20 protein-coding genes and 3 pseudogenes are annotated in these 19,495 nt (G+C 43.2%); 6 read left to right on the forward strand and 17 right to left on the reverse strand.

Translation table 11 applies throughout. The annotated features are described in order from the left end of the window. Positions 1-4: 4 nt before the first annotated feature. Genes AC3IRT_RS03325 through AC3IRT_RS03335 form a run of 3 tightly spaced genes read left to right on the forward strand, consistent with a single transcriptional unit; the run spans position 5 to position 2,252 of the window. Entirely contained in the window at positions 5-1,174 is a 1,170-nt protein-coding gene (locus AC3IRT_RS03325) for a hypothetical protein (RefSeq protein WP_115170674.1), read from the forward strand. Further along, complete coding sequence (locus tag AC3IRT_RS03330) at positions 1,171-1,896, forward strand: PRTRC system protein B (protein WP_115170675.1); 726 nt, start codon at positions 1,171-1,173, stop codon at positions 1,894-1,896. Before AC3IRT_RS03325 ends, AC3IRT_RS03330 begins: the two co-directional genes overlap by 4 nt. Then, entirely contained in the window at positions 1,893-2,252 is a 360-nt protein-coding gene (locus AC3IRT_RS03335) for a hypothetical protein (protein ID WP_489395109.1), read from the forward strand. The genes AC3IRT_RS03330 and AC3IRT_RS03335 overlap by 4 nt, the downstream gene beginning before the upstream one ends. Positions 2,253-2,262: 10 nt before the next feature. On the opposite strand, the gene istB is transcribed toward AC3IRT_RS03335, so the two are convergent. The 4 genes from istB to AC3IRT_RS03355 all read right to left on the reverse strand — a co-directional run bounded on the left by istB (position 2,263) and on the right by AC3IRT_RS03355 (position 5,776). Then, entirely contained in the window at positions 2,263-3,012 is a 750-nt protein-coding gene (gene istB, locus AC3IRT_RS03340; RefSeq protein WP_489393027.1) for an IS21-like element helper ATPase IstB, read from the reverse strand. A 19-nt stretch (positions 3,013-3,031) separates the two neighbouring features. After that, positions 3,032-4,561 (reverse strand): IS21 family transposase, encoded by a 1,530-nt coding sequence (istA, locus tag AC3IRT_RS03345; protein ID WP_489393026.1) that lies wholly within the window; start codon positions 4,559-4,561, stop codon positions 3,032-3,034. A 140-nt stretch (positions 4,562-4,701) separates the two neighbouring features. Then, positions 4,702-5,502, reverse strand: coding sequence for a hypothetical protein (locus AC3IRT_RS03350; protein ID WP_489395110.1), 801 nt, complete (start codon positions 5,500-5,502; stop codon positions 4,702-4,704). Then, the gene (locus tag AC3IRT_RS03355) at positions 5,489-5,776 is read right to left on the reverse strand and encodes a nitrogen regulatory IIA protein (RefSeq protein ID WP_148917749.1); all 288 of its coding nucleotides are present in this window, start codon (positions 5,774-5,776) and stop codon (positions 5,489-5,491) included. The genes AC3IRT_RS03350 and AC3IRT_RS03355 overlap by 14 nt, the downstream gene beginning before the upstream one ends. 64 nt (positions 5,777-5,840) lie before the next feature. On the opposite strand from AC3IRT_RS03355, the pseudogene AC3IRT_RS03360 reads away from it, so the two are divergent. Together AC3IRT_RS03360 and AC3IRT_RS03365 are read left to right on the forward strand one after the other, a co-directional pair. Beyond that, a pseudogene (locus AC3IRT_RS03360) lies at positions 5,841-6,044 on the forward strand (transposase); the annotation flags it as partial. Beyond that, the gene (locus AC3IRT_RS03365; RefSeq protein ID WP_489395111.1) at positions 5,957-7,003 is read left to right on the forward strand and encodes an IS3 family transposase; all 1,047 of its coding nucleotides are present in this window, start codon (positions 5,957-5,959) and stop codon (positions 7,001-7,003) included. The pseudogene AC3IRT_RS03360 and the gene AC3IRT_RS03365, both read left to right, overlap by 88 nt. A gap of 47 nt (positions 7,004-7,050) precedes the next feature. Here AC3IRT_RS03365 and AC3IRT_RS03370 read toward each other — a convergent pair whose 3' ends face one another. The 11 genes and pseudogenes from AC3IRT_RS03370 to AC3IRT_RS03420 form a co-directional block, all read right to left on the reverse strand. Further along, positions 7,051-7,482, reverse strand: a complete 432-nt coding sequence (locus AC3IRT_RS03370) for a hypothetical protein (RefSeq protein ID WP_115170691.1) — start codon at positions 7,480-7,482, stop codon at positions 7,051-7,053. An 11-nt stretch (positions 7,483-7,493) separates the two neighbouring features. Further along, positions 7,494-8,117 carry a conjugative transposon protein TraK gene (gene traK, locus AC3IRT_RS03375; protein ID WP_115170692.1) on the reverse strand — a complete coding sequence of 208 codons (624 nt, stop codon included), beginning with the start codon at positions 8,115-8,117 and terminating at the stop codon, positions 7,494-7,496. 24 nt (positions 8,118-8,141) lie between these two features. Continuing rightward, entirely contained in the window at positions 8,142-8,501 is a 360-nt protein-coding gene (locus AC3IRT_RS03380; RefSeq protein ID WP_489396095.1) for a TraJ family protein, read from the reverse strand. 12 nt (positions 8,502-8,513) lie between these two features. After that, on the reverse strand, positions 8,514-9,560 hold the full coding sequence (locus AC3IRT_RS03385; protein WP_489395111.1) for an IS3 family transposase: 1,047 nt from the start codon (positions 9,558-9,560) through the stop codon (positions 8,514-8,516). Further along, positions 9,473-9,676 (reverse strand): annotated as a pseudogene (locus AC3IRT_RS03390) (transposase); the annotation flags it as partial. The pseudogene AC3IRT_RS03390 and the gene AC3IRT_RS03385, both read right to left, overlap by 88 nt. Positions 9,677-9,692: 16 nt before the next feature. Next, the gene (traJ, locus tag AC3IRT_RS03395; protein ID WP_489395112.1) at positions 9,693-10,391 is read right to left on the reverse strand and encodes a conjugative transposon protein TraJ; all 699 of its coding nucleotides are present in this window, start codon (positions 10,389-10,391) and stop codon (positions 9,693-9,695) included. Between the two features lie 2 nt (positions 10,392-10,393). After that, on the reverse strand, positions 10,394-11,026 hold the full coding sequence (locus AC3IRT_RS03400) for a DUF4141 domain-containing protein (RefSeq protein ID WP_115170694.1): 633 nt from the start codon (positions 11,024-11,026) through the stop codon (positions 10,394-10,396). Between the two features lie 275 nt (positions 11,027-11,301). Continuing rightward, on the reverse strand, positions 11,302-13,017 hold the full coding sequence (locus AC3IRT_RS03405; protein WP_489395113.1) for a reverse transcriptase domain-containing protein: 1,716 nt from the start codon (positions 13,015-13,017) through the stop codon (positions 11,302-11,304). Between the two features lie 649 nt (positions 13,018-13,666). Beyond that, on the reverse strand, positions 13,667-16,060 hold the full coding sequence (locus AC3IRT_RS03410) for a TraG family conjugative transposon ATPase (RefSeq protein WP_489395114.1): 2,394 nt from the start codon (positions 16,058-16,060) through the stop codon (positions 13,667-13,669). Then, on the reverse strand, positions 16,057-16,389 hold the full coding sequence (locus tag AC3IRT_RS03415) for a DUF4133 domain-containing protein (RefSeq protein WP_115170697.1): 333 nt from the start codon (positions 16,387-16,389) through the stop codon (positions 16,057-16,059). The genes AC3IRT_RS03410 and AC3IRT_RS03415 overlap by 4 nt, the downstream gene beginning before the upstream one ends. An 11-nt stretch (positions 16,390-16,400) precedes the next feature. After that, positions 16,401-16,706 carry a DUF4134 domain-containing protein gene (locus AC3IRT_RS03420; RefSeq protein WP_115170698.1) on the reverse strand — a complete coding sequence of 102 codons (306 nt, stop codon included), beginning with the start codon at positions 16,704-16,706 and terminating at the stop codon, positions 16,401-16,403. Between the two features lie 586 nt (positions 16,707-17,292). On the opposite strand from AC3IRT_RS03420, the gene AC3IRT_RS03425 reads away from it, so the two are divergent. Next, a complete protein-coding gene (locus AC3IRT_RS03425; RefSeq protein ID WP_489395115.1) occupies positions 17,293-18,171 on the forward strand; it encodes a TonB-dependent receptor in 879 nt (292 codons plus the stop codon). A gap of 16 nt (positions 18,172-18,187) precedes the next feature. On the opposite strand, the gene AC3IRT_RS03430 is transcribed toward AC3IRT_RS03425, so the two are convergent. Further along, a complete protein-coding gene (locus tag AC3IRT_RS03430; protein WP_489395111.1) occupies positions 18,188-19,234 on the reverse strand; it encodes an IS3 family transposase in 1,047 nt (348 codons plus the stop codon). Continuing rightward, a pseudogene (locus AC3IRT_RS03435) lies at positions 19,147-19,350 on the reverse strand (transposase); the annotation flags it as partial. The pseudogene AC3IRT_RS03435 and the gene AC3IRT_RS03430, both read right to left, overlap by 88 nt. Positions 19,351-19,495: the final 145 nt, after the last annotated feature.

Here is a 19,495-nt window from a genome sequence, read left to right on the forward strand (position 1 = left end):
AGCAATGAATTATGCAACGCAACAAAATATTGGGAACAATCAGCATACCCGAACAGAAAAGGCAACGGCAATTACACCGACAGTTGGGCGAGTTCGCAGACTGGATGCAAAGACCAAAAGATGCAAACGAAGTTCGGGAAGACAAAGGGAAATCCGTACCGATAGCAATGCTACCAATGGTTTTCTAAAGTGTACGTTTCTGCCGAAACTGAAAACGGCACAATCCGTACAGGTTTGTCAGAAAACGGAAAGGGATTTTTATCAGTCCCTTTCCAAACTTGCCAGGCATTACAGCATTGAACCGATGCAGACCCGACAGGATTACAGCTATCCCTACAATATGGTATTGGCTATGTGGGATATGGATAACCAATTGAAACGAACCGTTGCAAATTGGGATAGTTTAAAACTGATACAGGACAGTCAGAAAACCTTTTTTGTGAGTGAGGAAAAGTATGATACAGGTACGACCCTGTATTATATCCCCATTGTTCCACTCTTTAAAATGCTTCACGACCCGAAGCATAAGAAGAATGCCCAATTACTTATTTCGGTTTACAGTTATCTGTACCACATTGCGGATATTCCGTATTACAGGCAAGAAGAAAGCTATCTGTATTGGCTATATGAGATGCACAAAGATTGGGTAGAACAGGACGATGAAACAGAAGAAATGGAAACCTACAAACGTGAATTTTCGATTGCTGAATATATTGGCGACAGCGTAGAACAAAGGCTATTCAACCGTATCAATTTAACGGTATTTGAACAGCGTTTAAACCTTTTTAAAAGCCGTGACACATTCGACAGGGAATGTTGGCAGATAGCCTGTAATGCGTTTGACCTCTATACGGAATACCCTACAGCATCCGTTTTCAGAAACGCACCCATTCCCGAGCAAGACCCTTATGACGATGATTACGAAAATGAGGTCATAGGAATGCAAAAGTATATTTCCTTTATCGCTGATACCAAAGGTTGGCTATATGAAAGTCTTTCGGACAGTATCAACAACGAATTTAACGAGTACGGAGCGATAGAAGAACCGACCATTACCAAACAATTTGACGGAATTGAAATAACCACAAACAATCTTGATTTTGAAAATCGTCTTTTTGTGTTATTGGATGACCTATGTACACTATTGCACAACTATAAAACAGTAGAAAAATGAACGATGCAACAGATATAACCGAAGATTTCGGGACATTATACCACCCAAAATCCGCTTTGGTTTTTTACGAAGCCAAAGGAACAGAAAAATCAATGTATGTAGAGCATTTCGATATGGACAGGGGCGGCAACCCTATCAACGCCCATCCCTTGAGCGTAAAGGAAGCCAATGTTTTGGCGAAGTCTTTACAGACCGATGAAGAAAAGAGCCAAGCTTTTTTAAAGCCAAAGGGAATTTTGCCGACAAATGTTCTGCATATCAACCCGAGTAACGATAAAGGCACGGTGCTATGGTACACAAAAGCACAGCAAAGGCAACTGTATTTTGTGGACGGTCTGGGCATAACCAACGGAAAGGCACAAGTACCTGCAATGCTTTGGATAGCTAACAAAAGCAGTCTTACCGTATTCGCTTTGGCAAGCGACAGGCGACCCACCGAAAAAACGCCATTGCATTACGCCCCATTTTTCAACATCTACGAAAAGGGCAACGTATGTATGGGATCGGTAAGCATAGATATTAAAAATTCGGCTTCGGTCGAGGAATTTATACAGGCGTGGGAACATTATTTTTTCAATTCCTATTTCAGCCATTCATTGGTTGCAAATCTGACACGCCAAAACATTGTAAACCTATGGAAAGACCTTGTTAATACGGGCAAACCCTTTCCGAAAGAAGCTTTAAAAAAGAACAATAAAATCCTTAAAAACCTACTCAGATGAATACCGAAAAAACAAAAGTACATTTTACAGATAACTACCTGTTAAACCCGACCAATCCGATAACGGTAAACCTTATCGGGGCAGGTGGCACTGGCTCAAAAGTATTGACCGCCTTGTTAGAGATAAATGAAAGTCTGATAGCTTTAGGACACGCAGGACTTTCCGTAAGGTTGTGGGATGACGATATTATCACGACCGCCAATTTAGGCAGACAGCGTTTTTTTGAAAGCGAAACAGGATTGTATGTAGATTTCGGAGAAACTGACCATGTAATTCCGTGGCAAATTGACCACCTAATTCGCTGGCGAACGAACGTTGCAAATGCTATAGAGGCGTTAACAAAAGTAGTGATTTAAAAGTTGTGTTTTATTGGAAGCTATTTTCTTGCACAGGCATCCTTTTCTTTCGCATTGATTCTCCCTTGAGTTCAATACGGTGTGCATCATGAACAATCCTATCCAATATTGCGTCAGCAATGGTTTTTTCACCGATCACTTCATGCCATTTGCTTACCGGCAGCTGTGAGGTAATGATAAGTGAGGTCTTTGAATGGCGATCCTCGATGATCTCCATCAAAGCCGCCCTGCTCTGGGCATCGAAGGGCTGTATGCCGAAATCATCTAGGATCAATAGCTGCTGTTTTTCAATTTTTGCAACCTCTTTGATATAGGAGCCATCGGCCTTGGCCATTTTCAGTTTGGCAAAAAGCTTTGGCGTACTGGCATATAATACCCTGTAGCCCAGCATACATGCCTGATGTCCGATTGCCGAGGCGAGGTAGCTTTTTCCGATCCCCGTACTTCCGGTAATGAGCAGGTTTTCAAACCTGTCGATAAAAGTACAGTCTGCCAACCTCATCACCTGGTTTCTATCAATGCTCCGATCCACATGGTAGTGGAGCTCCTCTATGGAAGCTTTATAACGGAATCTGGCATACAGTATCTGGCGTTCGATCCGCCGGTTCTGGCGGTAATCCCATTCGGAATCGATAAGGTGCGCCAATAGCTCATCGGAGGTGTACTGGTCGGTCTGTCCGGTTTCGATGCTGCTCTTAAAGGCATGGAACATGCCGTAGAACTTCAGTTTCTGTAATTTGTCAAGTGTGCTCGTGTTCATTTTTTATCTATTTTAAGGGTTATTGGTAATAGTCTTCGCCACGGATATTGTCATGGCTGGGCATAGGGAGTTCATCGGCAAAGAGGCTTTCGGGGTACTGGTCCATATTCTTCTCCAATATCATCTGTATGGTCTTATAGGAGTAGATACCAAAGCCCAGCGCCCTTCTACAGGCATTGATCAAACGTTCGTTGCCGGCTTTTTTGGCAAAGCCAAGGATACCCACGCATGATCTGTAGGCCTGCTCTGGATGTTGCTTGCGCTCCAGTACCTTTAAGATATAGAGCCTCACGTCGTCATGGATGCTGGTGGCCCATTCCAGAAAACGCTCTGGTGTCCAATCAGTAACGAACCTATGGGTGGTGGCCATATGCTCCCTGTCGGTGGTATAGTTGTAGGGGCTTTTCATCCGCTTGTGCATGGCGATGCGTTCATAATGATAGAATACCTCCACATTTGAGCTGCTGTACATTATCTTGACCTTTTTACCGATAAAGCGGAATGGTACGCTGTAATAATGTTTGTCCACTCCTAGGTTCACGTGCCCGTTCTTCATAACGGTGGCATAGTGCTGCTTTTTGAAGGCATAGCGCAGTACCGGAAGAGGATTCAGTGCCTCTTTTTCGATCTCTTCGAACTGCAGCCTCCTGCTGTAGTTGCGACCTTTCAAAAGTTGTGTGTTATGGGATTCCAGCGCCTCCAGTATGGCCGAATTGAGCTCGGACAGCGAATGGAATACCTTTTTGTTCAACGGGGCATAGATGCGGCTATAGGCTATCTTTACCGCTCCCTCCACCAGTGCCTTATCCCTTGGGCGGTATGCCCTGGCCGGCAGGATCGTTGTTCCATAGTGGTCTGCGAAATCGGCAAAGGTATCGTTTAGGGTAGGCTCGTAGCGGTTGCTCTTGGTAACCGCTGCCCTGAGGTTATCAGGTACGATGGCTGCCGGAACACCGCCAAGATAATGGAGCGTGTTCTCGCAGGCCGAGATAAAGTCCTCTTTCTGTTGGCTCATGACCGCTTCAACATAGGTGAGCTGGCTGGCGGCCAAGATGGCAACGAAGACCTCCACCTGGGTTACCTCGCCCGTATTCTTGTCTACGATGGCGAGTTTCTGTCCCGCAAAATCGATAAAAAGTTTATCGCCCGCTTTATGGTCCAAGTGCATCACGGGGTTCACCCTGTTCTTCCACTGGTTGTAGTAGAAACAGAACTGGGTATATTGGAAGCCATCCGGAAACTCCTTCATATAGGCCTCCCATAGCATCATACGACTAACCCCGGTCCGCTTTAGTTCACGGTCAATGCGGGGAAAACAACGTTGAAGCGATATTAACCGGTTATTGGGAGCTTGTTCACGGCTCTTGCCAAAGAAATCATCCAGTTCCTTATCGTTAAGTGAATCAATCTGCTCAAAACTACAGCCGCTGGAACTGAAGGCCCTTAAATAAACTTTGACCGTATTACGGGAAACACCAGTATGGGTAGCGATGGAAAGCTTGCTACGCCCTTGGGAATACATTCTGAGTATCTGTCTGATCTTGCTCATGCTTATAGTGGAATTGGCCATTTCGATGGATTATATATCCATCAAAAGTAGGCTGGCCGCTATAGCATTCACGCATTATTCGAACTGGTCAATTTCCCCCGAAATCGGGTGGTCAATTTCAAGCGGAATAGGTGGTCAGTTTAAACCGAAATCGGGTGGTCAGTTTCAGCGAAATCTCCATATAAGGCAGATACCGTGTTTTTTCTTGCTGAAGTAAATGCCACGAAATACTCTTTTTGATTAGCTCCTGTTGTCGTACCGTTTGCAGTTACAGGTTGTTCTGCAGTATTTACAGTCGTACCCGCAGGAAGATACTTTGCGGCCATTTCGTAGGACTTCTCCATTAGGGCAAGTTGGTCATCAACCGTTACAGGCTTGGGTACATTTTGTTCCGCCAATTGTTCTTTTAGCTCGTCCAACTGTCTGCGGAGTTCCAGCGTTTCCGAGTTATCATCCTGATAAAATGACCCCAATGTACTTTGCATATTGCGGTAGCTGTTTACGGCAGGATTGTCACCATATTGTCCAGAATTACGAGAACCACCATAACCATAGCTTTCCTCTTCTTCGGGAAATTCGTCTGTCGGTTCTTCCGTGTTCCAGTAATCTGAAAGTGTTGCCAAAGCGTTACGCTTTTCCTGTTCTTTGCGTTCCAGCATTTCCAATTCATACGCTTTGCCTTTGTTTTCAGGCATTCCGGCTCCGGTAGCTTCGGGAACAGCATCGTTCAAACCAACGTTTTCGATTTCCTTTTTGTCTTCGGATGGCTTAAAAATCAAATACATACAGCCCACGAAAACAATACCCATTAAACCAAAAATCAATGGCTTTTTGAGTTTTTCCGTTTTGTTCTCTGTACCGTCTTGCAGTACATCGGCGGTTTCGTTCGGGTTACCTTCGGTTACCCGGACAACCGACTTTTTATGCTCATTTTCTTTCATAAATCTGATTTTTTAAAATTGTTGTCAATGTATCCTGCAATCTTGTAGGGCTTTCGTTTTTTTTGAGGACAGGGTTTTCGATATGCTCGATGTGCATATCGTTTTTTGACTTTCCTGTATCGTACCATACTTTGGCAACGACCCCTGCGGTCAATAGCAGATAGCCGACAAAGAAGTATAGTGTATATCGGTGCTGTTTGCCTGTGGGCAAAGCCCGCCACCTTTGGTCCATCCTGTCAAAAAAACTGTCCATAGTTGTTCTTAACTTTTTCATGCTTTAATGGAGTTGCTACCTTTAGTGCGAGACAGATTTAATCAGTAATTTTAAATTTGATGATATGCATAGAAAATTTGATGATTCGTTTAAGATAATGGCTGTTGAGCTGAGTATTGTGAAAGGCTCAGTTTCGGAAGTGGCCAAGGAGCTGGATATCGATCCCAGTTTGCTCAGTAAATGGCGCAGGAACCCACGTTTCAATGGCAACAAAGTTCTTCCGGACAACCCCAAGATAAGCCCCCAGGAGCAGGAGTTGAGGGTTTTGCGCAAAAAACTAAAAGATGCGGAGCTAGAGCGCGACATCTTAAAAAAGGCCATCGCCATCTTCTCCAAGGGAGACGGTCCATATACCGGTTCATAGCAGCGAATCGAGAGGTATATTCCGTAGAGAAGATGTGCGATGTATTTAGTGTTAGCGCTAGTTGTTTTTACCGCTGGTTGGTTTCTCCAGAGTCCCCTGGTGAACAGCGGGTTAAAATACTTGTTGAGAAAATACAAAAAATACACAAGGAGAGTGATTGTATATATGGCAGCCCAAGAATAACAGCTGAACTGCATAAAGCTGGAGACCCGGTTTCCAGATCCTATGTAGCAAGGTTGATGAAGAAACATGGTATACGCAGTAAAGTGAAAAAGAAGTATAAGGTGACAACAGATTCCAGCCATGGCTATCGGATAGCTGAAAATCTCCTCCAAAGAGATTTTTCAGCGGATACCCTGTCGCAAAAGTGGGTCGGCGATATCACCTATATCCATACCAGCAAGGGCTGGCTTTATTTGACAACCGTTATTGATCTGGCGGACAGAAAAGTGATCGGGTGGTCTTTGAGCACCGATATGACAGCTGAAAACACCTCGGTAGCCGCCATGAACATGGCTGTTGGGAACAGAGCTCCCAAGAATGGACTGATCTTTCACTCCGACAGAGGGGTTCAGTATGCCTGTGACGAATTTAAATCGATACTCAGGGATAATAATATAACCCAGAGTATGAGTAGGAAGGCAAACTGTTGGGATAATGCGGTGGCTGAGAGCTTCTTCAAATCACTAAAAGCTGAAATGGTCTACCACAGAAGATTTATTGATCAGCAGTCCGCTAAATTAGAGGTATTCGGATATATTGAAGGCTTTTACAATACCAGAAGAACACATTCGGCATTAGGGTATAAAACACCTAAGCAAATGGAAGAAATGCTGCTGAACAAAGAAAAACTAGCAGCGTAAAAAAAGTCTCTCATTTTTAGTTGCAGTTCCATAATGATTATGGGTTATTACATTCTGAACCCTCGTTTTCGGGAAACCGTCTGTTCTTTAGGTTTTTCGGATACTTGGGCAATGGCTTCCTTTACCGTCGGAACCGAACCTGTTGTCAGGTTGGTCAGTTTGGATTGCTTCAATAACTGCCCGTATCGGTCTGTTCTTTCAATATCCATTTCCTGTACATCGAAACTGCCGTTCTCGTATTTTACCCACATGTTGCATTCGACTTTTGGCTTGTCATCGCCATTCCATTGGAGGTAAGTCTTTAACAATAAGATGTTGGGCAGCATCGGTTTGTCGGTACCTTTCTCACAAGCCTCCAAAAATCCATTGATACTGTCTTTCAACTTATCTGCATAGGCAGCTTCCGTGTGGAAGTAACCGTCATAGCCTTTATCCGTCAGGGTTTTTGCGAACATTTCCAAATCATATAACTGTTTCATATCCTTAATTTTTAGCGTTCGATAACTTCGATATCCCTGTTTTCTACCACGGCAAATTTTTCGAGGTTAAAGCCCTGGGGATTGTTATCGGAACGAACGGAGTTTACGAGGTAGCCCGAAGTGATCAGGTTACGTCGGGTCACATTGCTCGAACGGATGATAAACTGTTTTGCATACGTCCGCACCGAATAGGGATAATTGTCGAAATTGCACACGACACTATCCACCTCGATGCGTTGCTGCACGTTACCCGATATAATGCGGCTGTAATACCCTTTTTCCGATAGATCTTTGTAATAGTCAAAGGCTGATTTATCGGCAAGATTAAATGCCCGGCTCATATTGCTTTCGATAGCCCTCTTATCGGGTGCGAGTGTAAAGAACAGCTCGTGAAAACGTCTGACGTGTTCCCTTGCTTCCACAGGTCGGTTGATACTTGCATCTTGCGACAATGCAAGCATCAAGGATTTGCCATTGTCCAATACATAGATTTTTTGACGTTGCTCGTCTGCAAAGCTATAGGATTTCCATACGGCAAATCCTACTACTCCTGTGCAGAGAACAGCAAACACAATCGCATACAGGCGTATCTGCTTAAAGCTATTTTCGATATTTCTTAGTGTTTTAAATTCCATTTTTAAATGATTATTCGTTTGACATTATTTTTTGAGTAGCTGACCTCCGATGTTTCCAGCAGCCGAACCGGCTCCGGCACTCGCCACGTTTCCGGCTTTCATAGCAGCTTGGTTTACATTTCGGGTAAAGTTTCCGGCACCTCCTGCCTGAATTACCCAGCCTGTAACGGTCGGAACCGTGAAGTAGCCCACGATGCCGATAATCATAAAGATGATGTACACCGTATTGCCCGTATCGGGTATGTAGGTCGGGTCGGCAAGCATTGCTATATCCTTTTCGATAATCAGAACTTGGATTTTGGCGAGCATAGAGCTGAACAGGTCAGCTACGGGCAACCACAGGTAAACGCTGACATACCTCGTGATGGAACTGCAACTAAAAATGAGAGACTTTTTTTACGCTGCTAGTTTTTCTTTGTTCAGCAGCATTTCTTCCATTTGCTTAGGTGTTTTATACCCTAATGCCGAATGTGTTCTTCTGGTATTGTAAAAGCCTTCAATATATCCGAATACCTCTAATTTAGCGGACTGCTGATCAATAAATCTTCTGTGGTAGACCATTTCAGCTTTTAGTGATTTGAAGAAGCTCTCAGCCACCGCATTATCCCAACAGTTTGCCTTCCTACTCATACTCTGGGTTATATTATTATCCCTGAGTATCGATTTAAATTCGTCACAGGCATACTGAACCCCTCTGTCGGAGTGAAAGATCAGTCCATTCTTGGGAGCTCTGTTCCCAACAGCCATGTTCATGGCGGCTACCGAGGTGTTTTCAGCTGTCATATCGGTGCTCAAAGACCACCCGATCACTTTTCTGTCCGCCAGATCAATAACGGTTGTCAAATAAAGCCAGCCCTTGCTGGTATGGATATAGGTGATATCGCCGACCCACTTTTGCGACAGGGTATCCGCTGAAAAATCTCTTTGGAGGAGATTTTCAGCTATCCGATAGCCATGGCTGGAATCTGTTGTCACCTTATACTTCTTTTTCACTTTACTGCGTATACCATGTTTCTTCATCAACCTTGCTACATAGGATCTGGAAACCGGGTCTCCAGCTTTATGCAGTTCAGCTGTTATTCTTGGGCTGCCATATATACAATCACTCTCCTTGTGTATTTTTTGTATTTTCTCAACAAGTATTTTAACCCGCTGTTCACCAGGGGACTCTGGAGAAACCAACCAGCGGTAAAAACAACTAGCGCTAACACTAAATACATCGCACATCTTCTCTACGGAATATACCTCTCGATTCGCTGCTATGAACCGGTATATGGACCGTCTCCCTTGGAGAAGATGGCGATGGCCTTTTTTAAGATGTCGCGCTCTAGCTCCGCATCTTTTAGTTTTTTGCGCAAAACCCTCAACTCCTGCTCCTGGGGGCTTATCTTGGGGTTGTCCGGAAGAACTTTGTTGCCATTGAAACGTGGGTTCCTGCGCCATTTACTGAGCAAACTGGGATCGATATCCAGCTCCTTGGCCACTTCCGAAACTGAGCCTTTCACAATACTCAGCTCAACAGCCATTATCTTAAACGAATCATCAAATTTTCTATGCATATCATCAAATTTAAAATTACTGATTAAATCTGTCTCGCACTAAAGGTAGCAACTCCATGAGCCATTGCGTAAGCGTGGACTGAAAACCGTCCCACACGGAAATAGCAAAGGCAATCGGTCCGAGTATGGACAGGACTATCAGGAAGAATGTTCGTATCGTATCGACCACCAACGCAGCCGCTTGGAACAGCACTTCTAACAGATTGCGAAACCAATTCTTAATGGCTTGCTCGGTTTGATAAGCGAACCTATCCATATACATTCCCGACATCGTCATCAAGTCAGAGGGCGACCAACCTAATTCATCGAGTTTCTTATCAAATTCCTCGTTATTGACGAGGTAAGCCGTTTCAGGATTGCGGAGCATCGCTTCCTTTTCCAGCAAATCTTTTTTAACCTGTAAATCATTGAGGTCGAGTACCTGATTTTCGAGTATGGCGTGCGTCCCCTGTACTACCGGACTTAACACCGTGTTGATAGTTCCCAATACAATAGTTGGAAAGAACATTATGCAGATACCCAATGCGAACGGACGGAGCAAGGGGTACATATCAATGGGTTCGGCTCTGCTCAATGCCTGCCATACTTTTATGGCAACATAGAACAATGCTCCCAAGCCCGCTACTCCTTTAGCCACCGCCGCCATATCGGCGGACAGTGGCATCATTTCATCATACAATGAGCGCAGGACTTCGTGCAGATTTTGAAATTCCATAATTACCAATATTTTTGGTTAGGAGTTCCGTACAAGTCAAGCACTCGTTTGGTATTGTTCTGTTTCTTTGCTCTCAGGATACTTACGGAGATATTTTTATTCGTGTAATATCTGACAAGGCTGTGGTACTCTTTGACCTCTTTGTACACACGGTCGATAATATCCATACGCTCTTTGTCGTTCAGCGAAAGGCTGGAAGAGGTTATAATCTGTTTCAGCTCTTTGAGTAGTTCGGTGCTTTCGTTGAGCAATGCCGAGTAGCCGTTTGCTATTGCCGTCAGTTCCTGTGCGGAGAAATTGGGGTCATTCATCATCTTGCCGAAATTCTGCACATACATTTCGGAAACATCGCCTACCAAGAGTACCGTCTGTTGTACCTTGCGGGCATCTTTCACAAGATTGTTTACAGCCTGTAGCTTATCGTAGTATTCCTTGCCTTGCTTATAGACTTTTTCTACCTCCTTGAAGTTCTTGATCACATTGCTCACGGTCGAAGAAGTCTGTATGATCTCGTTCGCAGAGTTTAGAATACCCGATGCCAGATTTGCAGGGTCGGTAACCACAAATTGAGCCTTTGCGGACGGTGCAACGGCAAACATCATTGCCGTAAGCGCCATTAAAAACATTCTTTTCATTGTCTTAAAATTTTGATTAATTCCTACTTGACTACCGTTAGGTAGTTTGATTTGCATTGTCACGCCGTTGCATAGCGATATGCTTTATGGCGAGTTCGACGTTACCGTCGAGTTCGGAAGCGAGTTGCATCACTTCCATTTTTTCGGTTTCTTCTGTCGTGTAAGCGTAGGATAAGGACCCGGCGCCTTGCCATATTGACTATGGTAGGTTTCCAAGAACTCTCCCCCGAACCGTACGTACCTGTCTCCAGGTATACGGCTCTCCATCAATTTATTCAGTCTAACTTGCCTGCGTGTATCTTATCGTGGCATTTTGAGCATACTGCCAAGGTTTTTCTTCTCCTTGCGCTCATTCGTTTTTCCCAGTCTTGCTTACCTTTCAGGTCTTTCAATTTGCGTATATGGTGCATTTCCAGTTTCTCGTTGGTACCGCATAATTCGCATTTCTGGTTTTGCAACCTTGTTATAAGGCTGTTTCTTCCTCCTGTAATGGTAACCGTGACAGGTAAACTATCCACGTAAGCACCACGGGCAGCTTTTTGGCGTTTGAAACCCTCTTTGTAAAAGCGTCTGTACATTATATCTCCTTTCCTGTTTTTGTAGGGAATGGAAAACACTCCGTTGATACATCTTTTAGTCTTTTCCTGACTGATTGAAGTTTGGTATTTCAGTGCATACGTTTTGTACATACTGTACTCCAAGATGTAAGAAAATGACTGGACAAACGAGCTGTTGTTGGCAATTGAGTAATAATTGTAAAAGCCCCGTATTTCAGCGTTGTACTGACTGATGATTTCTAAGTCATCCAAGTCTTTCATGAAATAGCGTGAGCGTGGTTTCCAAACTTCTGTGCCTTTTTCATTTACCAGTTTCATGGCATTATAGCTCAGTAGCTTTTTCTTCATCACGTCTGCTGTGACACGGAGTACAATCTTATCTCCGAAACATCTTACGGTTCTACCGTGCTTATCTCTCTTGGATTCATCGGAGTTTCGCACGGAGACATCAAAGCCTAAGAATTTGGCTGGTTTCTTAGCATTAGTCACCAAGGTTTTTTCATCAGACAGTTCAAGTTTCAGCTTTTCATCAAGGTAAACCTTGATGTCTTCCTTTATCTTTTTGCAGTCTTCTTTGCTACCTATGACCCCGATAAGAAAATCGTCCGCATATCTAACGTATTTTAACTTTCTGAAACTGCCATCCATCTTGTCATAAGCTGGATATTTGTTTCTTTCCTGTCTCAACTCTTTGATGTACTTAATCATCTGCTCTCTGACAGTTTCGTCTGTCTCACATTTGAGTTTCTTGGCCAAGCGGTATCGTCTCTGTTCGTGTACCCTGTACTGGCGTGTTGCCGTAGTTCTTTTACCCTTATCGAAGTCCTTGATATAATCCTTGACATATTTATCGAGTTTATCAAGGTAAATGTTGGCAAGGATGGGGCTTACAATCCCACCTTGCGGTGTGCCACTGTATGTTTTGTGGTACACCCAATCTTCAATATACCCTGCATTGAGGAACTTTCGTATCAACCGAATGAGCCTGTCGTCAGCGATACGCTCCTTTAGGATACCAATCAATATTTCGTGATTGATATTGTCGAAGAAGCCTTTTATATCGCCCTCGATGAACCACCGTACAGCAGTGAATGACTGTTGGACGCTTAATAGGGCTGTGTGACAGCTTCTATTGGGTCGGAACCCATGTGAAGTATGCTCAAAGCTACCCTCATAAATTGCTTCCAATATCATTCTGATAACCTCCTGCACTAATTTGTCATCAAAAGATGGTATACCAAGCGGACGTTTCTTTCCGTTCTTTTTCGGAATGTATGTCCTCTTGGATGGGTTTGGCTGATAGGTCTCGTTTCGCAACGATGCAATCAGCCTTTCAATGCGGGATATACTCATTCCGTCGATGGTCTTTCCATCAACTCCTGCTGTCATATTGCCTACTTTACTGTAGATTTTCTGATAGGCGATAAAGTACATCTCTTCATTGAACAGAACCTTGTACAGCCTTTCGAACTTATAGTCCGTGTTTCTGCTGTGCCTTATTAGACTTTTCAATACTTTTTCTGGATTTCTCATAATGTCTCTCACATTTTCCGTTAATCGTATTAAACTAAATTGACTGTCTCCCTTCGCCATGTACAGGGCTTTCCCCTGCTCGGACTACTACGGAGACTCCGTTGCCGTATCGGATATTCAGGAGCTTTTTCCATAGCCACGCCTGTGGCATTCCGACTTAGGCAATCCCCATTTAGACATATAGCAACTATTGGCACGTTAGATTGTCGGATGCGATGTTCGCCCTTTTCTGCTTATTGCAGTTACGTTGTGGTCTGTTTATGCTATCACTACTACCTGTCAATAGGATATTACCACAAAGTGACGTTGGTAACTGTCTTCCGTCACTGCCTAAGAACTGACCGTTCGGACTGTCGTTCAATCAATCAAGACTTCATCCTTATATCTAACTTTTCAACTCGCCATTCAGTCGCAACACGACAATTAGTTGACTTATGGCTTTTCCGACATGCTACACTCCCCGTCGGGTTTCCCGTTCGGATAAGTCGGCTGTTGATGGGCGTTATAAACACTTGCCCAGTGGTTGCCAAACCACATTCACTATATGCCCTTATGGGCGCACCAAATATTCTTCAAGGCTCACTTCCGTTGCGTACACTGCCGAATGTGTTCCGCCCAATCCTATCCAAACCTCTTTGTACAAGCGACCGGCATCGTTGTTCATATTGATGGAAAGCACCTGTGCCTTTTCCTTTTCAGTCAATCCAAGCATCGCCTGTATATCATCGAACTTGTTCATATACTTGCGTTGGTCTAAGAGGATTTTACAATCAGAATTGTTGATGATACTTTCTTTCACAATCGGGGATTGGATAATATCATCGACCTCTTGGGTTACGACTATGGCTTCTCCGAAAAACTTCCTGACGGTTTTAAATAAATACTTGATGTATTCTGCCATTCCTTCTTTTGCAATCGCTTTCCAAGCCTCCTCAATCAGTATCAGCTTGCGGATACCTTTCAGCCTCCGCATCTTGTTGATGAACACCTCCATAATGATGATTGTGACTATCGGAAACAGGATTTTGTGGTCTTTTATGGCATCTATCTCGAATACAATAAACCGTTTTGACAATAGGTCTAATTGCTTGTCCGAATTCAGCAGATAGTCGTATTCTCCGCCTTTGTAGTACGGTTCCAATACATTAAGAAAATTGGCAATATCAAAGTCTTTTTCACGAACCTGTTTTTCTTCCAATACCGTACGGTAATCGCCTTTTACATATTCATAAAAACCATTAAATGACGGAAAAACATCCTCGTTTTTGATACGTTCGATATAACCGGACACGGCATTGGAAAGTGCCACTTCTTCCGAACGGGTCGGCGGTTCATCATCACGTTTCCAAAGCGTAAGTATCAACGTTTTGACACTTTCCCTTTTTTCAATATCGAACACACCGTCGTCGGTATAGAATGGATTAAAAGCAATCGGGTTGTCTTCGGTATAAGTAAAATACACACCGTCTTCGCCTTTGGTCTTACCCTTAATCAGCTCGCATAATCCTTGATAAGAATTACCTGTATCGACAAGCAACACGTGTGCACCTTGCTCATAATATTGACGCACCATGTGGTTGGTGAAGAACGATTTTCCTGAACCCGATGGTCCCAATATAAATTTGTTCCGATTGGTGATAATCCCACGTTTCATCGGTAAATCCGAAATATCCAAATGGATGGGCTTTCCTGTCAAACGATCCGCCATTTTGATACCGAACGGAGAAGGCGAATTGTGGTAATTGGTTTCTTCCGTAAAAAAGCACAAGGCAGGCTCTATAAACGTATAGAAACTTTCTTCACTTGGAAAATCAGCGGCATTACCCGGCATTCCTGCCCAATACAAAGTAGCTACGTCGGTCGTGTTATGACGAGGTTTGCATTCCATTAATGCCAATGCACTACCGCAATCGTTCTTCAATTGTTTAAGCTCTGCTGGATCTTCCGACCAGGCCATAATGTTGAAATGTGCTCGAATAGAAGAAAGTCCGAACGAATGTGCTTCGTTCAGATACTTTTCGATCCACTCTTTGTTGATTTGGTTGGCACGACTGTACCGAGCCAAAGAGTGCATATTCCGTGCGGACTTCTCAAACTTTTGGAGATTAGCTTCGCTATTATCCAAAAATAAATATTGGTTGTAAATATGATTACAGCTTAACAACAATCCCACAGGAGCAGCGAAAGACAAACGGCAATCGCTTCGGTCGGTCGATAGTTTCTCAAAACGGGTATCTGCTGAAACCGCTGTAGGCAAGTCATCTGTATCGGACAAGGTGTGCAGACTTAATCTTTTGTTTCCAATACGGACTTCCTCAGCCCCAAGCGCAATGTCTTGCATCGGTGTACCGACTTCTCTAGAAAGGGTAAGGTATTGTTCCAGCAATCCTTGCTTTTCATCCGTGCCGATAATGTCATCTTCGGTGAGGCGTTTTAGGCTTACAAAACCACTATCGTTCACGATACGCTCAAACTGCGCCACGGTTTCCATAAAATGGTGGATCGCTTCCTTATCCCTGATTTCTTTCGGGATCAACGTGCCTTTGCAAAGCGAACTAAAGTTACTCTGCATCCGCATCCGATCTTTGGTGGTTTTGGTTAGGAAGAGGTAGCAGTAATGGTTTAGAAACGGTCGCTCGTTGAAATGGCGTTGATAGGATTTAGCTAAAAAACTTTGATCTTCCTTTGCTAAATCAGGTGCGTAGTTCTCTTTGATGTACCAATCCTGTTTGTGGATAACCGTAAAATCTGGCAAGGTCTTGATCGCTTTATGCCAAGCAGAATGAATGGCTTCATATTCCGCAGATGCGACCGTGAACAGTTCGGGTAAACGCACTTCAAAACAGGCGGTAATGTCTGCATCTTTGGAAAGAATGCAATTGTTTTCTACAGCCAGCAAAGGAAATTTATTTTCCAATGTGGTCGTTTTTGATACATTTCTCATACGGCATTCGATTTAGGAGTGAATTTTAAATAGCGGTGTACAGGCTTGCGACAGATGATGTAGCGAGGATGCCTTTTTCTTGCTCCCACTTTCATTAATCCGTGTTCGCCGTATTTCCTGTTCAATGAAAAGGTTTGCCACACAATCAGTGATGCACCGCCTGCTCCCAGAAACAAGCAGATGTAGGAATTGACCCCAGCCATATACAGTATCATCACGAAGATGAGCGTACCTAGCAATCCACCTGCGAAAATGAAGAGGTATTGTGCTTTCAGTCCTTTAAACTCTACTGTTCTTCCAATCCCTTTATTGATGTTATAAATACTCATAGGACAAAGGATTACAGGAAGAATGAACGAAGGATGGTAGCCGCAACGATTAAAAAGATACAAGCTCCAAACCACGATGCTGCCGTTTTACTTGTGTCTGGGTCGCCCGAACTAAATTTGTTGTACACCTTAACACCTCCAATTAGCCCAACAACGGCACCGATGGCATAAATTAATTGAGTTGCAGGGTCGAAATAAGAGGTGACCATTTGGGTAGCTTCGGTGATACCTGCTGTACCGTTTCCTTGTGCGAATGCACCCATTCCTGATAGCATTGCAACGACTGCCATCAAAACTTTTTTTCTTTGTTTTTTCATAATTGAAACACATTAAATTGTTATTGTCTTCCCGCTTCTTGCGAGCTTCGTGACAAAGGTGTTTCAGAAATCAAAGCGTTCTAACAAAGTGGCAGTGAGAGGAATTGTTTGGCTGTGGGTGGCTGAATTGCTAAAGAAAATAGAGAGGTGTTGACAGGAAGAGAGAGGTTTTTACTATCTTCGTAAAATGAAATCCTTGTCGTACATATTAGCATTAATGGTTTTGGTCTTATCGACCTTGCCAAGCTTTATGGAAGATAAATGTTTTGACCTAGTGAATCAAACAACAAATAGTCAAGAACAAGATAGCGACGATTGCGGTATGGAATGTTGCTCGCCTTTTTCTAAATGCAATACCTGTACTGGATTTGTAATTACTTCCTTTTATGCTTTAACATCCAATTATGTCCAACAACCTAAAAAGAAATTAGGTGTAATAACAGCGTCAGCTGTTTCAGACTTCCTCTCTTCCATTTGGCAACCCCCTAAGATTAATTAATGTTTTTAGTGTCTTCGGCACAATAACAGATTACGGTGCTACAAACCGTCAATTCTCATTTTTCAAACATTAATGTTTTTTTATACAATGAAAAAAATAGTCTTTGTGTCATTTTTTATGACACTAAATCTCTGTGTATTTGCACAAAACACTTTAAATGCTGTTATTAGAAACAGTGAAAACAAAAATCTTTTGATTGGAGTGACAGCATCTATAAAAGGAACCTCGCTTGCCGCTACATCAAACGAAAACGGTCTCATCATAATAGAAAATATTCCTGATGGGATACAGGAAATACATTTTAGCTATATCGGTTTTAACGACTATATAGATACATTGGAATTTCCATTAGCTGACAACAGTCCTATTGAAATCTTACTCAAAGAAAGTTCAGAGGAGTTAGAGGAAGTTGTCATTTCATCCACAAGAAGCACAAGGAGTATACAAAATATCCCTACCCGTATTGAATTTATTGGAAGTGAAGAACTGGGCGAAAAAGGGAACATGAAACCGGGAGATATTCGTATGCTTTTAGCGGAAAGCACAGGTATTCACGTACAAACCACTTCGCCTACCAGTGCCAATGCAAGTATTCGTATTCAGGGACTTGATGGAAGATATACACAAATCCTGAAAGACGGTTTCCCCATTTATTCAGGTGCTTCAAGTGGATTGGGTTTGTTACAGATACCACCACTTGACCTCAAACAAGTAGAAGTCATCAAAGGCTCTACATCTACACTATATGGAGGCGGAGCAATAGCTGGACTGGTCAATCTGATTTCCAAAACGCCGACCTATGAGAGAGATTTAGGTTTTCACCTCAATGGAACATCCGGCAGGGGTTTGGATATAAACGGCTTTTATGGACAAAGGTTTAATAAAATTGGAACAACTATATTTGCTTCCCATAACCGTAACGCAGCTTATGATCCTGCTAAGAACGGACTATGGAACTGCAACTAAAAATGAGAGACTTTTTTTACGCTGCTAGTTTTTCTTTGTTCAGCAGCATTTCTTCCATTTGCTTAGGTGTTTTATACCCTAATGCCGAATGTGTTCTTCTGGTATTGTAAAAGCCTTCAATATATCCGAATACCTCTAATTTAGCGGACTGCTGATCAATAAATCTTCTGTGGTAGACCATTTCAGCTTTTAGTGATTTGAAGAAGCTCTCAGCCACCGCATTATCCCAACAGTTTGCCTTCCTACTCATACTCTGGGTTATATTATTATCCCTGAGTATCGATTTAAATTCGTCACAGGCATACTGAACCCCTCTGTCGGAGTGAAAGATCAGTCCATTCTTGGGAGCTCTGTTCCCAACAGCCATGTTCATGGCGGCTACCGAGGTGTTTTCAGCTGTCATATCGGTGCTCAAAGACCACCCGATCACTTTTCTGTCCGCCAGATCAATAACGGTTGTCAAATAAAGCCAGCCCTTGCTGGTATGGATATAGGTGATATCGCCGACCCACTTTTGCGACAGGGTATCCGCTGAAAAATCTCTTTGGAGGAGATTTTCAGCTATCCGATAGCCATGGCTGGAATCTGTTGTCACCTTATACTTCTTTTTCACTTTACTGCGTATACCATGTTTCTTCATCAACCTTGCTACATAGGATCTGGAAACCGGGTCTCCAGCTTTATGCAGTTCAGCTGTTATTCTTGGGCTGCCATATATACAATCACTCTCCTTGTGTATTTTTTGTATTTTCTCAACAAGTATTTTAACCCGCTGTTCACCAGGGGACTCTGGAGAAACCAACCAGCGGTAAAAACAACTAGCGCTAACACTAAATACATCGCACATCTTCTCTACGGAATATACCTCTCGATTCGCTGCTATGAACCGGTATATGGACCGTCTCCCTTGGAGAAGATGGCGATGGCCTTTTTTAAGATGTCGCGCTCTAGCTCCGCATCTTTTAGTTTTTTGCGCAAAACCCTCAACTCCTGCTCCTGGGGGCTTATCTTGGGGTTGTCCGGAAGAACTTTGTTGCCATTGAAACGTGGGTTCCTGCGCCATTTACTGAGCAAACTGGGATCGATATCCAGCTCCTTGGCCACTTCCGAAACTGAGCCTTTCACAATACTCAGCTCAACAGCCATTATCTTAAACGAATCATCAAATTTTCTATGCATATCATCAAATTTAAAATTACTGATTAAATCTGTCTCGCACTAAAGGTAGCAACTCCACTATCCGCTATTCCACAATTCGAACGCTATGTACTGAATCCGAAGCTCTTCGTTTATTTCAATGAAAAGACGAAACTGAACTTCGGTA

The organism is Sphingobacterium sp. KH_072 (assembly GCF_057837975.1).